General features: G+C 36.2%; 13 protein-coding genes. 5 read left to right on the top strand and 8 right to left on the bottom strand.

Features of this window, described 5'->3' with window-relative positions; translation table 11 throughout:
* Positions 1-70 precede the first annotated feature (70 nt).
* The 4 genes from CRS_RS22580 to CRS_RS22565 form a co-directional block, all read right to left on the bottom strand.
* Positions 71-4,591 (bottom strand): TonB-dependent receptor plug domain-containing protein, encoded by a 4,521-nt coding sequence (locus CRS_RS22580; protein WP_142726207.1) that lies wholly within the window; start codon positions 4,589-4,591, stop codon positions 71-73.
* Between the two features lie 3 nt (positions 4,592-4,594).
* Positions 4,595-7,363: a hypothetical protein gene (locus tag CRS_RS22575; RefSeq protein WP_142726206.1), complete on the bottom strand. Its 2,769-nt coding sequence runs from the start codon at positions 7,361-7,363 to the stop codon at positions 4,595-4,597.
* A 66-nt stretch (positions 7,364-7,429) separates the two neighbouring features.
* The gene (locus CRS_RS22570; protein WP_142726205.1) at positions 7,430-9,742 is read right to left on the bottom strand and encodes a T9SS type A sorting domain-containing protein; all 2,313 of its coding nucleotides are present in this window, start codon (positions 9,740-9,742) and stop codon (positions 7,430-7,432) included.
* A 12-nt stretch (positions 9,743-9,754) separates the two neighbouring features.
* Positions 9,755-10,273: an RNA polymerase sigma factor gene (locus CRS_RS22565; protein WP_142726204.1), complete on the bottom strand. Its 519-nt coding sequence runs from the start codon at positions 10,271-10,273 to the stop codon at positions 9,755-9,757.
* A 201-nt stretch (positions 10,274-10,474) separates the two neighbouring features.
* Between CRS_RS22565 and CRS_RS22560 the strand changes: the two genes are divergently transcribed.
* The 3 genes from CRS_RS22560 to CRS_RS24550 all read left to right on the top strand — a co-directional run bounded on the left by CRS_RS22560 (position 10,475) and on the right by CRS_RS24550 (position 12,253).
* Positions 10,475-11,677, top strand: coding sequence for an aminopeptidase C (locus tag CRS_RS22560; protein ID WP_142726203.1), 1,203 nt, complete (start codon positions 10,475-10,477; stop codon positions 11,675-11,677).
* 187 nt (positions 11,678-11,864) lie between these two features.
* Entirely contained in the window at positions 11,865-12,023 is a 159-nt protein-coding gene (locus tag CRS_RS24555; protein WP_172617139.1) for a hypothetical protein, read from the top strand.
* Positions 12,024-12,091: 68 nt separating this feature from the next.
* Positions 12,092-12,253, top strand: a complete 162-nt coding sequence (locus CRS_RS24550) for a hypothetical protein (protein ID WP_172617138.1) — start codon at positions 12,092-12,094, stop codon at positions 12,251-12,253.
* A gap of 194 nt (positions 12,254-12,447) precedes the next feature.
* Here CRS_RS24550 and CRS_RS22555 read toward each other — a convergent pair whose 3' ends face one another.
* Positions 12,448-13,509, bottom strand: a complete 1,062-nt coding sequence (locus CRS_RS22555) for an NADH:flavin oxidoreductase (protein ID WP_142726202.1) — start codon at positions 13,507-13,509, stop codon at positions 12,448-12,450.
* A gap of 164 nt (positions 13,510-13,673) precedes the next feature.
* Between CRS_RS22555 and CRS_RS22550 the strand changes: the two genes are divergently transcribed.
* On the top strand, positions 13,674-14,063 hold the full coding sequence (locus CRS_RS22550) for a helix-turn-helix domain-containing protein (protein ID WP_142726201.1): 390 nt from the start codon (positions 13,674-13,676) through the stop codon (positions 14,061-14,063).
* Positions 14,064-14,097: 34 nt separating this feature from the next.
* Here the strand turns inward: CRS_RS22550 and CRS_RS22545 are convergent, their stop codons facing one another.
* Complete coding sequence (locus tag CRS_RS22545) at positions 14,098-14,385, bottom strand: hypothetical protein (RefSeq protein WP_142726200.1); 288 nt, start codon at positions 14,383-14,385, stop codon at positions 14,098-14,100.
* A 111-nt stretch (positions 14,386-14,496) separates the two neighbouring features.
* Between CRS_RS22545 and CRS_RS22540 the strand changes: the two genes are divergently transcribed.
* Complete coding sequence (locus tag CRS_RS22540) at positions 14,497-14,913, top strand: carboxymuconolactone decarboxylase family protein (RefSeq protein ID WP_142726199.1); 417 nt, start codon at positions 14,497-14,499, stop codon at positions 14,911-14,913.
* A gap of 44 nt (positions 14,914-14,957) precedes the next feature.
* Here the strand turns inward: CRS_RS22540 and CRS_RS22535 are convergent, their stop codons facing one another.
* Complete coding sequence (locus tag CRS_RS22535; protein ID WP_142726198.1) at positions 14,958-15,695, bottom strand: methyltransferase domain-containing protein; 738 nt, start codon at positions 15,693-15,695, stop codon at positions 14,958-14,960.
* Positions 15,696-15,809: 114 nt separating this feature from the next.
* Positions 15,810-18,242 carry a thiamine pyrophosphate-dependent enzyme gene (locus CRS_RS22530; RefSeq protein ID WP_142726197.1) on the bottom strand — a complete coding sequence of 811 codons (2,433 nt, stop codon included), beginning with the start codon at positions 18,240-18,242 and terminating at the stop codon, positions 15,810-15,812.
* Between the last annotated feature and the right edge of the window lie 80 nt (positions 18,243-18,322).

Here is an 18,322-nt window from a genome sequence, read left to right as displayed (position 1 = left end):
TTTTTTTTTATCCTTGTCAAGGTTTTAAACCTTGACAAGGATAAATGGATGTCTGTTTCAGTTTATAAAATTAAGGCTCAATACTGGTTGTAATCCCTTGATTCCAATATTTTGCTTCCGGCATATAATAGAGGTACACGTTACTTGATTTCCCGGTATAGGTTCCCGCAAATTCCACTTTAAGATCAAGATTGATGGTTTTTATTTCTCCTGCACTAAAATGTTCCCAGTACAGCACCAGATAATTATCAAAAATTTCATAATAGGAAATCTGTTTTTTATCAATCAGGTCTTTCAGCAAAGCATTCTGGAGGGTCAGGCCTGCAGGAATACCGATCTTCGCTATGGTCATGGGTAACTGGCCGTTTATTTTATTTTTAACGGTGACAGTCAGTCTGTTGGTCTCTCCTACTTTTGATAATCCTGATTTTAATTTTATTTCCAGAGTAAGAGGAATGTCTTTGCTTTCCGGAGCCTGAAGGGTATGATACTGATAATCCAGTTTATAAGGTAATCCGTTTTTAGCCGGATAATAGATGCTGATATTATTTTCTCCTGCTTTATAGGCTGATGAAAGGCTGATGTAGGGAGAGGTATTTGCCTTATTAATCTTGATTACAGGTTTCTCTGTTCCATACAGCTTTTCATTTTTTGATAAAAAGTCAGACAGTGCCTGTACTGCCAGTGTTGTTGCCTGGGTGGAACCAAAACCATAATATCCGTTTAAATTAATAAGCTGATCTACTGCCTCTGCTATTTTCAGCTGATTCAGGCTTTCATCTTTCTGAAGTGCCATAATGTATAGTGAAAGTGTTTCCGCTTCTGCAGACCTTCCCCACCATGAGCCTGTAAAAGTGATGTCGCATTTCAAATTCTTTGTTTCATATTGCTTATCCATAATTTTCATCAGCTCATCATATTCTTTCTGTTTTCCGAGATAAGCAGCAGCATTGGCCAGCAAAGCCAGCTGATAGGAATCCTTTGTAGCCAGAGCTCTTTTCATCATTATATTAAAAGAGTCTTCAATCTCATTTTTAAAGCCTACTTTGGATAATGCATATACAACGTACATATTTCTGGCCCAGAAATATTCAGAATATTCCCTTTTTAACTCATAGCCTTTTCTCACTTCAAACAGTCCATTTCTATTTTTTCTGGATAAAATAAATGATGAAAGTCCCTGAATAAGCTTGGTATCCGGATTGACATATTTCTTTAAATCCGTAAACTCCAACAAGGCAAATGCTGATACCGCCACATCAGATTCTTCACTGTTGAAATACCCGAAACCTCCGTCTCTATTTTTATAGCTCAGCATTTTCTGGAAGCCTTTTTTCATATTTTTAATCACCAGATTCTCCGTAGATGTATCGATCTTTTTACCGGACTTTAAATAATCCAGAATAAAAAAATTAGGATACACTGTTGAAGAAAGCTGTTCAAAGCATCCATAAGGTTCCTTCTTTAGTTGTTCCAGATTGTCAAACAGCTGTAAAGCACTGTTTTCAAACACATAATATGAGGAATAAAGACTCCCGTTGATATATTCAGGAATATTGATTTTTATATCTTCAGTTTTATTATTGATTATAGAAAACTTATGTGGGAATCCCTTCTCTTCTACTTTAAAAGGAAGGATCATTGTTTCCCTGAAATCTCCGGATCTTATGCTGAACTGGATATTGGAATCCACAATTTCATCAGTCTGTATTTTGACAAATAATCTTCCTGATTCCAATGGTTTTAAGGTGATCAGGCTGTCAGAATGAATCAGTTTTACATGATTGGGTACGATAACATCCATGGTCATTTTCCTGATTTCTGAGGAATTATTTTTAAGGACAACAGGAATCATCATCTGATCGGTTCTTGTCAGATACTGAGGAATTTTGGCATCTATTGAAATAAGGCTCTGCGCCGCATAGGCTGTTTCATCCCTTCCTACAAGTCCTGATGCCGCAATCCCTTCTGTAATAATTCTAAAAGTAGTATTGGCATCTGAGTTATAGAATTCCACGGTTGCCTTCCCATTCTTATCGGTTTCCACCACTGGGTTCCAGTACAGGGCTTCCCTGTAATCAAAACGATAAGAAGTATTGGTGGTTTTATACTCAGGATAAGCAAATTTTCTTGATCCGGTGTATGAAGTAAGCTTTCCGTATGGCACGGCTTTTACGGCAAGATAGGATTTCGGGGTAATGTCAACATTGATTTTTGAGCTGTTATTTTTACCTGAATTTACAATGACTACCCCATTGGCAGCACGGCTTCCATAAATAGCTGTAGCGGCAGCATCTTTGAGAACAGTAACACTGCTGATATCATTTGGATTAATAGTAGTATTGAAATTTTCTACCGGAACACCATCTACAATAAATAAGGGGCTTTTATTAGTAATAGAAGAATTTCCTCTGATATTGATCTGCTCACCGGCTCCTGCCTGGCCCGTCCCTTTAATTACTATTCCTGCGACTTTCCCATTCAACAGAGAAGTTACACTGGCATTCTGAATTTCCATAGAAGAAGCAATTGTTGAAGAAGCCATGGCTGATTTATCCTTTCTCATACTGTAGCCCAATACTATAACTTCTTCAATTCTTTTATTCTGAATCGTATCAGATCTTGAACGCCCTGGCTTATTCAGCGTTTGGGTATTATTCCTGTTTTCTGTCTTTATTTCCTCTTTTCTTTCAGCTTCCTGTACGATTTCTTCCACATCTATATGAGACAGATTCTGTTTTATTAAAGGATTAATATCCAGATTATAAGATAAAATATGGATTTTAACCTGATGCCTGGGCTGAAAAGATTTGGCAATGATTTTATAGGAATCATCCGCATTTAAATCTGAAAAATAGAACTTCCCGTTTTCTGCAACAGTCTGTTTGAGAATTTTTCTGTTGTCTGTATTCAAAAGAAAAACATCAGCTTTTACCGGTTTTTTGTTTTCATCTTCTATCACTCCATAGATCGTATTTTTCTTCTCGGGAAGGTATTTGTATTTATCAGTTTTCAGAACCTCCGGGATAAGCTCAAAATAGCGATAGCCATTTGTCAGCATCACAAGGTCTAAGCTTTTATCTGCTTTTTCTTCTTTTTTATCAAAATAAAACTGTGGCTTTTCAATTTTCCCTTTCAATTCAGAGTCCATCAGAAGCCAGGAAATGATATGATTCTGTTTGTCATCAGCATAGGTCCATAGCTTATCATCTACCACACTTACTCCAAGATTAGCAGGAACAGGTTTATTATTTTCATTGGTAGTTTCAATATCCAGGATTACTTTTTCTCTTGGCAGATAATACTGTTTTACGGGCTTAACTTTCACATTCAGCTGATTTACCTTATTGGTAAAAACAATACGCTCTGCAAGAGGAATATTATCTTCCAGCACTGTAAACCTGCAGATTCCCATCGGAAAATCTTTTTCAGGAATTTCGAGTGTGGTGCTTCCAATTTTTAAAGAAAGAGCTTTAGTATAGACTTCTTTCTCACGAAAACTTCCTTTCAGAATAATTGCTTTTTCCTGGGTTGAAATGATGGTAACAGTCAGCTTTTTATTTTCATTCTGAATATTGAAAATCAGCCCGTTGTCTTTTGCCACCGGAAAAGTATAAGTCCGGGCAATATTTTCCGGCTTCACAATTTTTGCATAATAACTTTCTCCTTTTTCAGGGGTAAACCGAAAACTTCCCATTCCGAAATTATAAGCTGAAATTTCCTTTATTTTTTCATTCCTCTGGTTATAAACCGCCAGAACAGCATCTACAGGTTTTTCAAATTCATCCAGAATTTTAAACGCGATATTCTGTTCTATTCCATTGATAAAAGTTCCGCCTTCAGGCAGAAATCTCACATCCAGATTGTTCAGGACAACTGGGATATTTCTGGAAACAGATTCTGTAAATCCATCAAAATTCACTTTGATGTTCAAAAGGGCATCAGAAGATTTTAACCTCTCAGGAAGCTTAAAGATCAATTGTTTTTTCCCTTCTTTATCGGTAATAAATTTTCCTTTTGAAACGGTTTCTCCATTATGCATTACTGTGAAATCTGCTTCATAGAAAGGAATAGGAAGATTGCTGAGGCTTCTCATCGAGAAATCGGCAGTCACCTCATCTCCAGGGCCATATCCTTTTTTAGGGAAGTCCAGTTTCATAAGAATTCTTGGTGATACTATTTTCTGGAGGGTAATTTCTTTTTCAAAGGCATTTTTACCTTCTTCATTCTGCATCCAGTTGGTAAAAGCTCTGATCTTATAGATTCCACCTTTCATATCTTCAGAAAAATAAAAATACCCTTCGGCATATCCATTGGTAATTTCATATTTCATTTTTTTTACAGCACTTCCCGCCGGATCAATGATTTCAAAATTAACCACCTTGCTGTTTTCTGCCGGAAGATTATTATTTCCTTTTACAACATATATTTTAAAATACATTTCCTCACCGGGTTTATAAAAAACATGGTTGGTCTGAACATACGTTTTTTCTTTTTCAAAATCCTGAAATGACTGCTGCCCTTTCACAGAAAAGGATAACAATAATAAATACAGCAAAATGATATATATTGAGATAAACTTGAGATTCATGAGTTAAAATTTAAGTGAAACAATACATCCGAATGTTTTAAAGGAAGGAAGGTTGAAAAAATCCAGTCCCCTCCCGTTATCCATATCATAAAAATTCTGATTGGGATCTGCTCCTTTATTAGCCTGCCAAAGCATTATATTATTCACATAAAAAGTCAGTTTAAGATTCTGTTTCCCATAATTAACCGGAAAAGTGGATGAAAGTGAAATATTGTTGATTCTTATATAATCTGCCTTTTGAATATAACTTTCCGCTACCCCCAGATAGCCATACCTCGACCATCTGTTTTCCAGAACATTCCGGTTTGGGTCATAAAAATCTACGGGAATCTGATTAACACTTCCATTGGAATGCACCCCCTGAAAAACATAATTCTTAGTATTTCTTTCTTCTCCTGAATCATAAGACCGTCCGTAATAATCGAGAACAGCCTGTGTTCCGTTCCAGAGCTGTCCTCCTTTTTTCCATTCCCAATTGATATCCAGAGACAGATTTTTATAAACCAGACTATGATTGAACTTCATCACAAAATCTGGTGTAGGATCCGCAATCATTTTCATTCCTTCTGCTTTTTTAGGGTATCCGAACTCATCAATGATCAGCTGACCGGCTGCATTTCTCTCAAAATAACTTCCAATGACAGATCCTAAAGCCTGCCCTTCTGTCAATGTTTTGTAGATATCTTTAAATCCAGAAACGGCCAGATTCTGATATCCGGGAGCGATACGGTCTACGATATCTTTATATTTGAAAAATGAAACTTTATGGGTTGTATACATATCATATCCAAGGCGCAGCCTGTCATAGGCAAAATTGAATTCATATCCACTGTACGTATGGTCTGCTGCATTTTTCAATTTCAACAGGTTGTTTTCAAAAACAGGAAATATGTCGTCAGTATTTTTTCTGTTGAAATATTCACCCTCCAGGCTTATATAATACCCAATATTCAGCCTGCCTCCTACTTTCCATTCTTTGGTGTTGATATTGGATAAACCTCTGAAACTTTCCGCTTCCAGTACCGGGAAATACTGATTATAATTTTCTGCATTCAGCAATGTGGTCGCGTAAGAGGCGTATGATCTGGTAATTTCCGGTTCGGAGCTTAGCTGTGTGTAACTTCCCAGTAATTTGAAACTGTAATTATTCCAATTGAAGATATCACTGAATTTTAAATAAAAGTTAGCCTTTGGAAGCCAAAAATTATTTTTAAGGGAAGTATTGGATATATAAAATGAATTTCCAAAATTAAAACCTGCTTCAAAGTCATAATCATGAATTTCCATATTATAATTAAAAATATGATCCTGTGAGGTTCTCTGATAGAGATCCTGGTGACTGGTCAGGCTGTTATAGACATCAGATTTTTTATCATTTAGAATAAAGTTCAGAGTGAAAGTATTTTTAAAATCATAGTTTCCCAGAGTATATGAGCCCAGTATATTGGAATAATATGAACTGCTGTTTTGAGTCCTTTCATTCAGTATACCATTGCTGAAGCCATAAGCAGAAGGCTTATACTGATCCAGGTTCCGGATATTGTTAGTATCATAGGACTGGCTGATACTCAGTTTAAAATCATCCCAGTTTTTCATAGCATTAAGGCTGAACTGTCTTTCAAGTTTCTGATAACGATATTTACTGTCCTGCTCAAAAAGAAATGAAGGGTTGTCTGCATATTTACTGTAACTTCTCTGTAAACCGTTATTCAGAAAAGTATTTTGCTCATTTGAAAAAGAAATGGGAGTCAGCAATGAATTCTGATACGCCCGATTGAACAGCCCTATTCTATTGGTATTGGTTGCCTTATCTTCTTCGTAATTAAATGCAAGATTGATGGAGTATCCCCCCATTTCTGTATTTAGTTTTGCTTTAAAGGTATTCGCAACATCAAACTGATCTATAAAATACATCTGGTTTTTCTGTTGGCCCAAATTCAGTGAAAGTCTGATTTTCTCGTTATATTCTTCTTTTATAAAAGCGTTTACATTCAGCTGGTTGTTGTATCCTACCGTTGTTTTAAAGAGGCTGTTATCATATCTTTTTGCATGTTGCAATCCGTCAATCCACGGGATCAGTCTTCCGTTCTGATCGTATTCATAAGCTAATCCATTAAAACCCAAAGTAGAAATATCAGGGCCAAAGCTGAACATTTCATTCGTCTCAGGACCTTTCCATACAAGGCTTCCGCTCTCTGATCTTCCCTGTACATATCTGCTTTGAGTGGCCGGAACAGCATTTCTGCTTTTAATGTCAAAAGATGTTGTAAAGCTTCCATTAAAAAGCAATGTCCTGTTATTAAGCCGTTTTAACGTGTAAATACTGTCATTTCTTTGCCGTAATTTTCTTATCTGTACAAAATAAGAGTGGGATTTCTTACTTAAATGAGTCTTCGTCTTTTCAATACTGAAATCATCTCTTGCTTCCTTTGAAACCAGGCTGTCATAATCTTTGCTATAAATATTTCCAACACTTTTCTTTTCTGTCTGACTTTCTAAAATAGTTTTTAATTCCCTGAGTTCATAGGCAAAAATAACATGGGTACTTTTACCCTGATTCCAGACAAGAGTATCAGAAGGTTGGGCAGCAATAATGGCAAACCCTTTTTCATCGGTCAGTTCATAAATCCCGCTGTTTTTATTATAAACCTTTAGAAAATTCTGTTCTTTATTTTTAACCGTTAAAAACTTTCCGGAGTAATAGAGTTGTGAGTTTTGTGCCTGTAAAAGGGTAATGGTAAATGGCAATAACAGCAAATAATTCTTTTTCATCAGTTATTAGTATGCTTAAAAATATGAAAAAAGAAATTTCCGGGGAAATTTCTTTTTTCATAACAATTAATTTTTAATGACCTTAAATGTTTCCCATTGATCGTTAGTAAAAACACGCACAAGGTAAATTCCCTGAGGATAAGAAGTTAAATCAATTGTATTCTTACCTTCCGGCAGTTTTTCTTTTCTCATAATAATTTTTCCGGCAAGATCATACACAAAAAGTTCTTCAATTGATTTCTTTGTTTTTATGTGCATCAGTCCTTTTGTCGGGTTCGGGAATATCACCGTCTTACTATCAATATTACTGTCAATTTCTTTCTCCATTTTTTTATTGATATGATCGTTTGAAATTCCTGTTCCGCATTCCGGTAAAAGTGCTCTCTGAAGAATTAATCTTAATAATAAATCATTGAGTTTTTCAACCTCGTAAGAATCTATAGTGGGTTTGATGTGGCTGTTTCCTATTCCGCTGTCATCCGTAAGGAATGTATATGTACCATTCGTAAGTAAGGCAAATGTCCGCATCAGGTATTCTGTCTGCTTATCAGTACCACTGGCAGCCAGGGGAATAATTGTAATTCCTTTCTTGGCTGCAGTCTTTATTGTATTATATAAATCCTTTATATTCTGTTCCGAATGGTGTGGTGGGGCATCCAGAATTAAAAACATTATTTTGGCAGAGTGTTCATGACTCCATTTCAGATCATCAACTGAAACTTTCAAGGCTTCAACAACTGCTTCCGGTGTATCTCCACCACCGCTGGCATTTTGTTTTTTAATAAATCCAATAAGATTTTCCGCTTTTTCTGAAAAATCGAATTTTCGGGTCACATATTCATCTCCCTGATCTCTGTAAAAAACTGATCCATACCTTACCGTTGTATTTTTTAACTTTCCTTCCACTTTTTTCAACACATCCAAAAGTTCAGACTGAAGATAGGAAATCTCATCACCCATAGAACCTGTAGCATCCACTACAAAAGCAAGATCCAATACCCGTTTTTGCTGGCAAGACTTATCCAGGATAATCAGATTTTGTCCATTTTTAAAGGTTCTGAGATTACTGCTGATTATCTGCCCTGAAGCATCGGATAAATAATATTTGCCTGAATCTGGGCTTTCATCAGTCATGGGAGATATCCATAATTCTACATTCCCCAGATTATCGGAAACTGCTTCCCAAATAATATTTTTCTTATCATCCAACAGCTTTACTCTTTCACCTGTAACAGGTCTTCTGTCTCTATTGACCAATTGAACAGAGACTCTTTTATCTGGAAAGAATTTCCATGTATTTTTATACTGGTCCAAAGTAGGAACAGCAATATCTTTCCAATAATCCCATTTAGAAAAATCATTAACTTCTCCTGCTGTCAGCTGTCCTGCTTTCGGGAATTCTTTTTTGGGCTCTTCAGGGTCTTTTAATATTTTTTCTGCACTGTCTGAGGAAACTTTTTTGAGTTTTTCCATTTCTTCTTCAGATAGCCCTATTGTCGTAATTACAACAACTCCGTTATTAGCTTTGCTTCCATAAAGAGCAGCAGCTTCTAAACCTTTCAGTACTTTTATTTTTTTTATTTTTTTAGAATCCAGGGTGTTTAAAAACTCAGATTCCTTACCTAGTACAGTTCCGTCTACAATATATAAAGGTTTTGTAGAACGACTATCTATACTTTTTGCTCCTCTGATTACTACTTCATCACGCCTTTTAATGCCCCCTGCTACTTCTATTCCAGCAACCCTTCCAGCCAATGAAGATACGGCCGCTGGAGCATGCACAGGAATTTTATCTGCAGAAGCAATCATAGCCGTTGAAGATGACATGATCTCGCTCTTAACTGTTTTTGAATACCCCATTAGAACAACTTCATCAATACTTTTTGTCTTTAAGGTATCACTGTAGATTTGGGGTAAATATGGTATTATTTTATCAGGAGCTTCTACAGGTGGGATATTGGAGATATGTGGAGATTTGTATAGATCTGTTCCTACAACCGGTGAAACCTGATGCACCAAAGGAACCGATTTTGTTACAGGCAGCTCTTCTTTTCTGATATTATCTTTTATTGTACGGTCTATTTTTGCAATATCTGTTAGGTTAATTGGACCTCTTGAAGCTGTATTCTCTGCTATTACTGGTTTTAAAGGTTCTGCAGCTTCTTTCTTATTCATAAAATAAAATGCACCTAAACCAATTACCAGACTTGCAGCAATGCTATAGGGCAGCCAGAGAGGAATAGTTCTCTTTTTCTCTTCTTTTTTATCTAATTTCTCTTCAATCTTCCCCCATACTTTCTCAAAACCAGGAAAAACAGTTGGTTCTTCAGAAAGCCTGGACGCTTCATTGAATTGTTGATCTATATGATTATTTTCCATTGTTGTAAAAGTTTAAATGTTTTGATTCCCTAAAAGTTCCTGCAGCTTTTTCCTTGCAAAATTGAGCTGAGATTTTGAAGTCCCTTCGCTGATGGAAAGCATAGCTGCTATTTCTTTATGAGGGTATCCTTCAATGGCAAAAAGGTTGAAAATTGCCCTGCAGCCCTCCGGCAGGAAGTTTAATAAACTTAAGATATCTTTTTCCAGCGAAAGATTTTCCGTAGTTCCTTCAGAATGATTCATGGAACTTTCTTCCAGAGAAATAAATATTCCTTTATGGGCTCTTAACTTTTGCAGACACTCATTCACTGCAATTTTTCTCGCCCATGCTTCAAAAGTTTCAGCATTCTGAAGCTGGGTAATTTTTGTAAAGATTTTGTAGAATGTATCGGCCAATACTTCTTCTATATCTTCGTCATTTTTTAAATAGCGTCTGCAGACTGCGTAAAGTCTGCCTGCCATCTTCTCGTACACTCTCCGCTGTGCATTGCGGTTGTTACGCTGGCATTCCAATAATAATTCTTGTTCCATAGTCAGGAGTTATATGAATATAGATGCAGAAATTTTTGCGGAGGTTGGAAACATCATCAACTTTTTGTAAAAAGGGTAAAAAGTAAATTTATAAATGAGTTTATACTTTTTTCATCTTTTTTTCATTTCAAATTTAACTTTTCCTTCGGTAACAAATCTCTATTATCAACGACTATTAATACAAATAATCTTTTTACAGTAATGAAGAATGCTAAAATTGCATCATTACTTTTTGTTTTGTCTGCAGGAAGTATGATGTTTGCCCAGGATGACTTAATCAATAAGTTAAAAAACAACCACTCACAAAATACTAATTTCCAGTTCACAACGTTAAAAGACGTTGGCGCAACTTCTGTAAAGAATCAGGGGTCATCAGGAACCTGCTGGAGCTACTCAGGAAACTCTTTCCTTGAATCTGAAATGCAGAGAATGGGCAAAAAACCTGTAGATCTTGCTGAAATCTTTACCGCAAGAAACTCTTATCATGATAAGGCGAAGTTATATGTGCTTAACAATGGAGCCATCAGCTGGGGTGACGGAGGAGAACTTCACGACGTAATTAACATGTATAAAAAGTATGGAGCCGTTCCTCAGGAAGTTTACACCGGGCTAAAAGCCGGGCAAACCACGAACAACTTCAAGGAAATGCAGGGAAAACTGAAATCGGTTCTTGACAGCCTTGTTCAGAGTTCCTCAAAAGGAAAACTTACGGATAACTGGATGGATCCTGTAGATGCTATTCTTGATGAATATTTAGGAAAAGTACCTTCCAGCTTCACCTATGAAGGGAAAAACTACACTCCGAAAACATTTGCCAAAGAAGTAGTAGGAATCAATCCTGAAGATTATGTAGAGCTGTCTTCTTATAAAGATTATCCTTATTTTCAAAAATTTGTAGTTCCGATTCCTGATAACTGGAGCCATGATTCCGATTGGAATGTTCCTATGAAAGACCTTACTGCAATTATTGACAATGCTGTGGCTAAAGGATATTCAGTAGGCTGGGCAACGGACGTTACTGAACCTTATTTTTCTTACAAAAACGGGGTAGCTTACGTTCCGGACATGGATCTTGATCAGATTACTGCAGAGAACAAACTGACTTTGTTTACAGAGCCTAAAAAGGATAAAACAATCACCGAAGATATGCGTCAGAAAGCCCTTAACAACCTTTCTACAACGGATGATCACGGAATGCATATCGTAGGATTGGCAAAAGACCAGACGGGTAAAGAATATTATATGGTCAAAAACTCATGGGGAGTAACCAATGATTTTGCCGGATATATTTATGTAACAAGACCTTATGTTGAATACAAATCAACAGCGATTCTTGTTCACAAGAATGCTATTCCTAAAAGTATCTTAAAGCAGCTGAAACCTACTAAGAATATTGGTTTATAAGAAATCATTTCTGTCACCTTAGTGACAGTTTTAGATATTTAAATCTGTTAAAACCCGCTTCCGGAAATTCCGGAAGCGGGTTTATTTTCAGAACATACTTTTTAAGAATATATTTCACATTCATGTGTAAAGTATTGTTTCGTTTTCAAAAAATATTATATTTGTATGAATCAACAAATTATTAAACATGAAAAATCTAAGAAAATTAACAAAAACTGATTTAAAGAAAATCAATGGAGGAAATGCTCCTGATTGCCCACAAGGTACGACAGCCTGCTATATTCCTGGCAGCAATGGTATCCCACCTCGTTGGAGATGTGTTCCTGATACAATGGAATGTCCTTAAAATTGATTGACAGATTCAATCAAATATCAATCTGAATAATAACACGTACAATCAATAAATTATTAAACATGAAAAATCTAAGAAAACTGACAAAAACTGATTTAAAGAAAATTAAAGGAGGAAATGCTCCTGTATGTGAACCTGGTTTTATTGCATGTCGCCACAGAGCTGAAAATGGTATTCCTGCTTACTGGACATGTGAACCTTCAGAAACAGGATGCAGATTCTAAGGAAGTAGAAACAAACAAAAACCCGATTTCAGGATTTCTGAAATCGGGTTTTTTAATAAATAGGTGAAAATTAAATATAAAATAAAGTGAATTATGCTGATTTAACACCAGTAGATTGGCAATTCAGCTTCGCCAGTGAATAAAATATGCTGGTAAAAAATTGACTGCGAAGCCTATACTTATCATACCTGATATTAAAATAAAACGCTCATACTTTCTGCTGAAAAATCCAGAAGAGCTTCAGTATTTCCGTCTTTGATCTTCTGTACCCATTGGTAATCCTGAAGAATAGCCCTACCTACAGCAACAAGATCAAATTCTTCATTATCCAGTCTTCTGATCAGCTCTGTAAGATCTGATTTTTCTGTTCCCTGCCCTGCAAAAGCATTAAGGAAATCTCCGTTCAATCCTACGGAACCTACTGTAATAGTTGGCTGTCCGGTAATCTTTTTAGCCCATCCTGCGAAATTTAAGTCTGAACCTTCAAATTCAGCCTCCCAGAAACGACGCTGTGAACAGTGGAAAATATCTACTCCTGCTTCTTTTAATGGTAATAACCATTCTTCCATTTCATTAGGGGTGAACGCCAGTCTGGTTTTATAGTCCTGCTGTTTCCATTGTGAAAGGCGGATAATAATGGTAAAATCCTCTCCTACTGCTGCTCTGATCGCTTTTACGACCTCTACAGCAAACCGACTTCTTTCTTTTAAAGTTTTACCACCGTATTCGTCAGTTCTGGTATTGGTTACTTCCCAGAAAAACTGGTCGATAAGATATCCGTGTGCACCATGAATTTCAATACAGTCGAAACCAAGATCTTTTGCTGCTTTTGCAGAGGCTGCAAACTGAGAAATGGTATCCTGGATATCTTCAATGGTCATCGTAGAAGCTTTTTCCATAGGAACAAGAGGATAGTCCTCTGACATTCTTGTATCTCCAACATGCCAGATCTGAGGTCCCATTTTACCTCCATTATGATGTACAGTATCAATTACATTTTTCCAGCCGTTTAAAGCTTCTGTTCCATAGAAATCCGGAATATTCTGTAGATTTTTTGATCCCGGTCTGTTGATCACAGTTCCTTCAGAAAGAATCAATCCTACCTCCGAAGCGGCTCTTCTTCCGTAATAATCTGCAATATTCTGAGTAGGAACTCCATTGTCAGACTGTGCTCTGGTCATAGGAGCCATTACGATTCTATTTTTAAGCTGTAAATTTTTGTATTGAAACGGTTTAAATAATGATGAAGTGCTCATATTTAAATTTATATTTTATAATTGTTACACAAAGTAACTAATAATAGTTCATTTTTGTATCTTTTATTGAAAAAATAGTGGTAACTTCGCAGTAACTTACATTAGTAACATCAAAGTAACATATGAAACGACGGTTCAGATGATATTAAAATAAAGATCTCTCTATGAAAAAGAATGAATTAATGCAATACAGCTGTCCTCTGGGCAAGGCAATGGCTGCTTTGGGAAGCAAATGGAAACCCATTATTGTTCTGGTCATTAAAGACAGAAAGTTACGTTTTGGAGAACTGGCTGTACGCATTAATGTTATTTCCAGAAAAGTACTGACAGATCAGCTTAGAGAAATGGAAACCGATGGGCTTGTGATCCGTGAGGAGTTTAAAGAACTTCCTCCAAGAGTAGAATATTCTCTTACAGAAAAAGGATTGGCTTTGTTACCTATTCTCTATTTGCTGGAAGAATGGGAAGCAAAATACCAGGTGAAAGGGCATGCAGATAAAGACTGTACTTTTTTGAATGATGATAAGAAAAATAAAAAGGCTGTGAATGTTTGACGGTTACTTTTAAAACAATACTGAAAATCATTTATTAATTATCTGGCTTACTTTTTATAAATAAGGATAAAATAAAAAATATAATTAAAAACATAGTAAGCTGAATCAATAAAACTGGCCATATACCTGGGTCAGCATATCTCCATATAAAACTCAAAATTGATACAGGAAATGTTACTAATATAGCATATGAAGTCCATTCACCGTATAATGGATCATTACCATAAGCTGAACATACTGCCAATGTTCCGGTTCCTACATATACTATTGAAATAATGAGTGCCCATTTCCGGGATTTCAAAAATGAAGTGATGGCTTTCATTTGTCTTGTTTAATATGATTGAGTACTTTCAAAGAGGTAAGTGTATTACGAAAAAGTAAGTATATAGGTTCAAAACCATTTCTGATGCAAATTTGCAGAAAAAATTTCATTATGAATTACAAAGACATTGCAAAAGAAACCATTGGAAACCTGTATAAAGCACACAACAGCATCAGAAAATCCGGGATTGATGAAAAACTTATTGCTTTAGTGGAGCTAAGGGTGTCTCAAATCAATGGCTGTGCCTATTGCTGCAGCTATCATGCGAAAGAACTTTCTGATTTCGGCATTGAACAGGATATTATTAACAGGTTTCCGGGCTGGAAACATACCAATGCCTTCAATGATCAGCAAAAGTTGATTTTAGAATGGGCAGAAGCTGTCACTTACAGCAAAGATGATTGGGAAAACACTAAGGCAAAACTTATAAAGCATTTTACAGAAAGAGAAATTGTGGAGCTTACTGCAAGCATTACTTTAATGAATACGTTGAATAAATTGAGGATTACTCTGGCTGAAGAAGATTAAAATATACAGTGCCGGCAGAAAACGACAATAAAGAAATTTTGATTCTAATTTTTCTTTAAAATCAACATATTAGCAAAAGGAGTGAGTTTCATATTTTCTATTATTTCCATTTCTGCCGGTGAAATTGATTCTTTCCATTGTTTCTGACTTAAAAAATGAAAAGCTCCGATATTAAAGAATATAAAATTGGTAACATCTCTAAACTGTTCAGATATAATGATCAAACCTCCTTTTTTCAAAATCCTTTTAGATTCTTTAAAAAACAAGACTCTTTTCTGATGATCAAGAATTTCATGAAGTGCAGTGACTGCCAGAATGATATCCTGGGATTCATTTTCAAAAGGTAAAATATCAGGTGAAATTCTTATTTCTTTAGGATTGGGAGGAAACATTTTTTTAGAAACCTCAATTCCACTTTCATCTTCATGTCTGTTCCCATAAATATCACAAACCGTAAAATTTATATGGGGATATCTTTTTTCCATCTTAGCTGACAAAGGATCAAAGCTTGCATGAATAACAACCACATTTTCAATTTTTTCCCAATCTACAAACTCCTGTAAATTATTCAGTTCATACAAATCAGATTTATCATAAAGTATATAAGAAGCTGTAATAGAAGCCAATATGTTTAAAATAATAAGACACCCCAAACTTCTTAGTAATATGATCCATAAACTTGAATTGATCTGAAAAGAAAGTATAAAAAGAAATAATGAGATTAAAATCCCAAGTACTATTTTTTTATAATTGAATAAAATGACAAGCTGAGTTATTTTCATTTAATTAGTTTTTGAACAAATGGTTGATTCTCAAATTTACAATTTTATGTCTATTTCTAAAAAACAAAACCGCTCCCAAAAGGAAGCGGTTTTACAATTTATCTGAAATCCCAATTAGAATATCGCTGGATATTTCTGAGGATTTGTTTCATTAAACATTGCGTAGATTTTTTCTACCATATCGTCTGTAGATGGCTTGCTAAAGTAGTCACCATCACTTGCGTAAGCAGGTCTGTGATCATTGGCAGAGATCGTCAACGGATCTGAATCCAGATATCTGAATGCTTTCTGCTTTTCAAGGATCTGCTGTAAGATGTATCCGGTAGTTCCTCCTTCCACATCTTCATCAATCACTACTAATCTGTTGGTTTTCTTAACACTTTCAGCAATTTCATGAGATAAATCGAAAGGAATCAACGACTGGATATCAATTACTTCTGCAGAAATTCCTAGTTTTTCCAATTCGTTAGCGGCTTCCGTTACAATTCTCCATGTAGAACCGTAAGTCACCAAAGTAACATCTTTTCCTTCTTTGGTAACTTCAATTTTCCCTACAGGTACTGTGAATTCACCTAAGTTATCCGGTTGTTTTTCTTTTAATCTGTAACCGTTCAGACATTCTACGATGATTGCAGGTTCGTCAGCCTGAAGCATAGTGTTGTAGAATCCTGCTGCTTTCGTAAGGTTTCTAGGCACCAATACTAAAATACCTTTTGAAAGATTCAGAATACCCGCCATTGGAGAACCAGAGTGCCAGATTCCTTCTAATCTGTGACCTCTCGTTCTGATAATTAATGGAGCTTTCTGTCCTCCTTTGGTTCTGTAATGCACGGTTGCCAGGTCATCACTCATTCCCTGTAAACAATAAAGAACATAGTCTAAGTATTGGATTTCAGCGATAGGTCTCAATCCTCTCATGGCCATACCAATGCCCTGTCCAAGGATGGTTGCCTCACGGATTCCTGTATCAGCAATACGCAAAGCCCCATATTTCTCCTGCATTCCTTCCAATCCCTGGTTAACGTCACCGATGTTTCCGGTATCTTCTCCAAAGATCAGCGTTTCAGGATATTTTTCAAAAATTTTATCAAAGTTATTTCTGATCACCACTCTTCCGTCCACTTCTTCAGAACTGTCGGAATATACAGGCTTGATTTCCTGCACATTTTCAGCTTTCCATTCGGACTGAGAGTATAAGTGAGAAGAATAATTATCTTTTTCAACAGCTGTCACTTCATTGTATTTCTGTATCAGCTGAGCTCTTTCTGCAGAATTTGTTCCTCTTGTTGCCAGTAATGTTTTTCTTACCAGGTGGAAGATATCTTTTTTAGCTTTGGAGACCAATTTACTGAACTGAGCAATATAAGCTTCCACTTCAGCATTCTGCCCTTTCAGATTTTCCACTAAAGGTAAAATAGACAGGGTAAGTTCTGAAATAGCCTTCTGATAGTTTTCCCATGCAGTTTTCTGTCCCGCTTTTGCAGCTTTTTTAGCTTCTTCATCAATGGTATCCAGTTCTTCGGAAGTAGCAATGACTTCCTCTTTCCCATCAATTTCGATAGAATAATCCAGAATCCACTCTTTGAATTTTACTAATCCGTCAAACTCAGCCTCCCAAGCAAGACGTTCTTCGTTTTTATATCTTTCATGAGATCCGGAAGTAGAATGTCCCTGAGGTTGAGTCACATCTACCACATGTACTACTACCGGTACACTTTCTGTTCTTGCAAAATGTTCTGCCTTGGCATATGCATCCAATAGTGCAGGATAATCCCAGGCTTTCACCTGAATAATCTCACATCCCTGATTTTCTCCTTCTTTTCTCTGGAAACCGCTAAGCATTTCACTGATATCAGCTTTTGCTCTCTGGTTTTTGGTAGGAACTGAAATTCCATATCCGTCATCCCATATAGAAACAATCATAGGAACCTGAAGCGCACATGCTGCGTTCAGCGTTTCCCAGAAGTGTCCCTCTGCAGTAGAAGCATCCCCGATAGTTCCGAAAGCAATTTCATTACCTTCTTTTGAGAATTTTTCAGATCCGTCAAATTGTACACTTTTATAAATTGTAGAAGCTTGAGCCAATCCCAATAATCTTGGCATCTGTCCGGCTGTAGGAGAAATATCAGAAGAAATATTTTTCTGAGCTGTCAAATCTTTCCAGCTCCCGTCTTCATTTAAACTTCTTGTTGCGAAATGCCCGTTCATCTGTCTTCCGGCTGAAGCAGGTTCTCTTTCTACACTGGTATCCGCATACATCTGAGCAAAGAAACTTTCTACTGTCAAGGCACCTATTGCCAATGCAAAAGTCTGATCCCTGTAATATCCTGAACGGAAGTCTCCATTTCTGAAAACTTTCGCCATTGCAAGCTGAGGAAGTTCTTTTCCGTCCCCAAAAATTCCGAATTTAGCTTTTCCTGTGAGTACTTCTCTTCTTCCAAGATAAGACATTTCACGAGAGATCCTTCCTAACCTGTAATCTTCAAGTATCTGATTTTTAAAATCTTGAAAGGATATTTGCTGTGTTTCAATATAGGTTGTTTGCATAGCTAAGTAAAAAAGTTTTTAATCTTCAAGTATTCTGCTAATATACACTTTTTAAATTAATTTTAATTTTTAATAATCTT

The sequence above is a fragment of the Chryseobacterium sp. ON_d1 genome, from assembly GCF_006829085.1.
Lineage (GTDB): Bacteria > Bacteroidota > Bacteroidia > Flavobacteriales > Weeksellaceae > Chryseobacterium.
The sequence above is the reverse complement of the archived record's forward strand: the minus strand, read 5'-3'. Positions and strand labels throughout refer to the sequence as shown.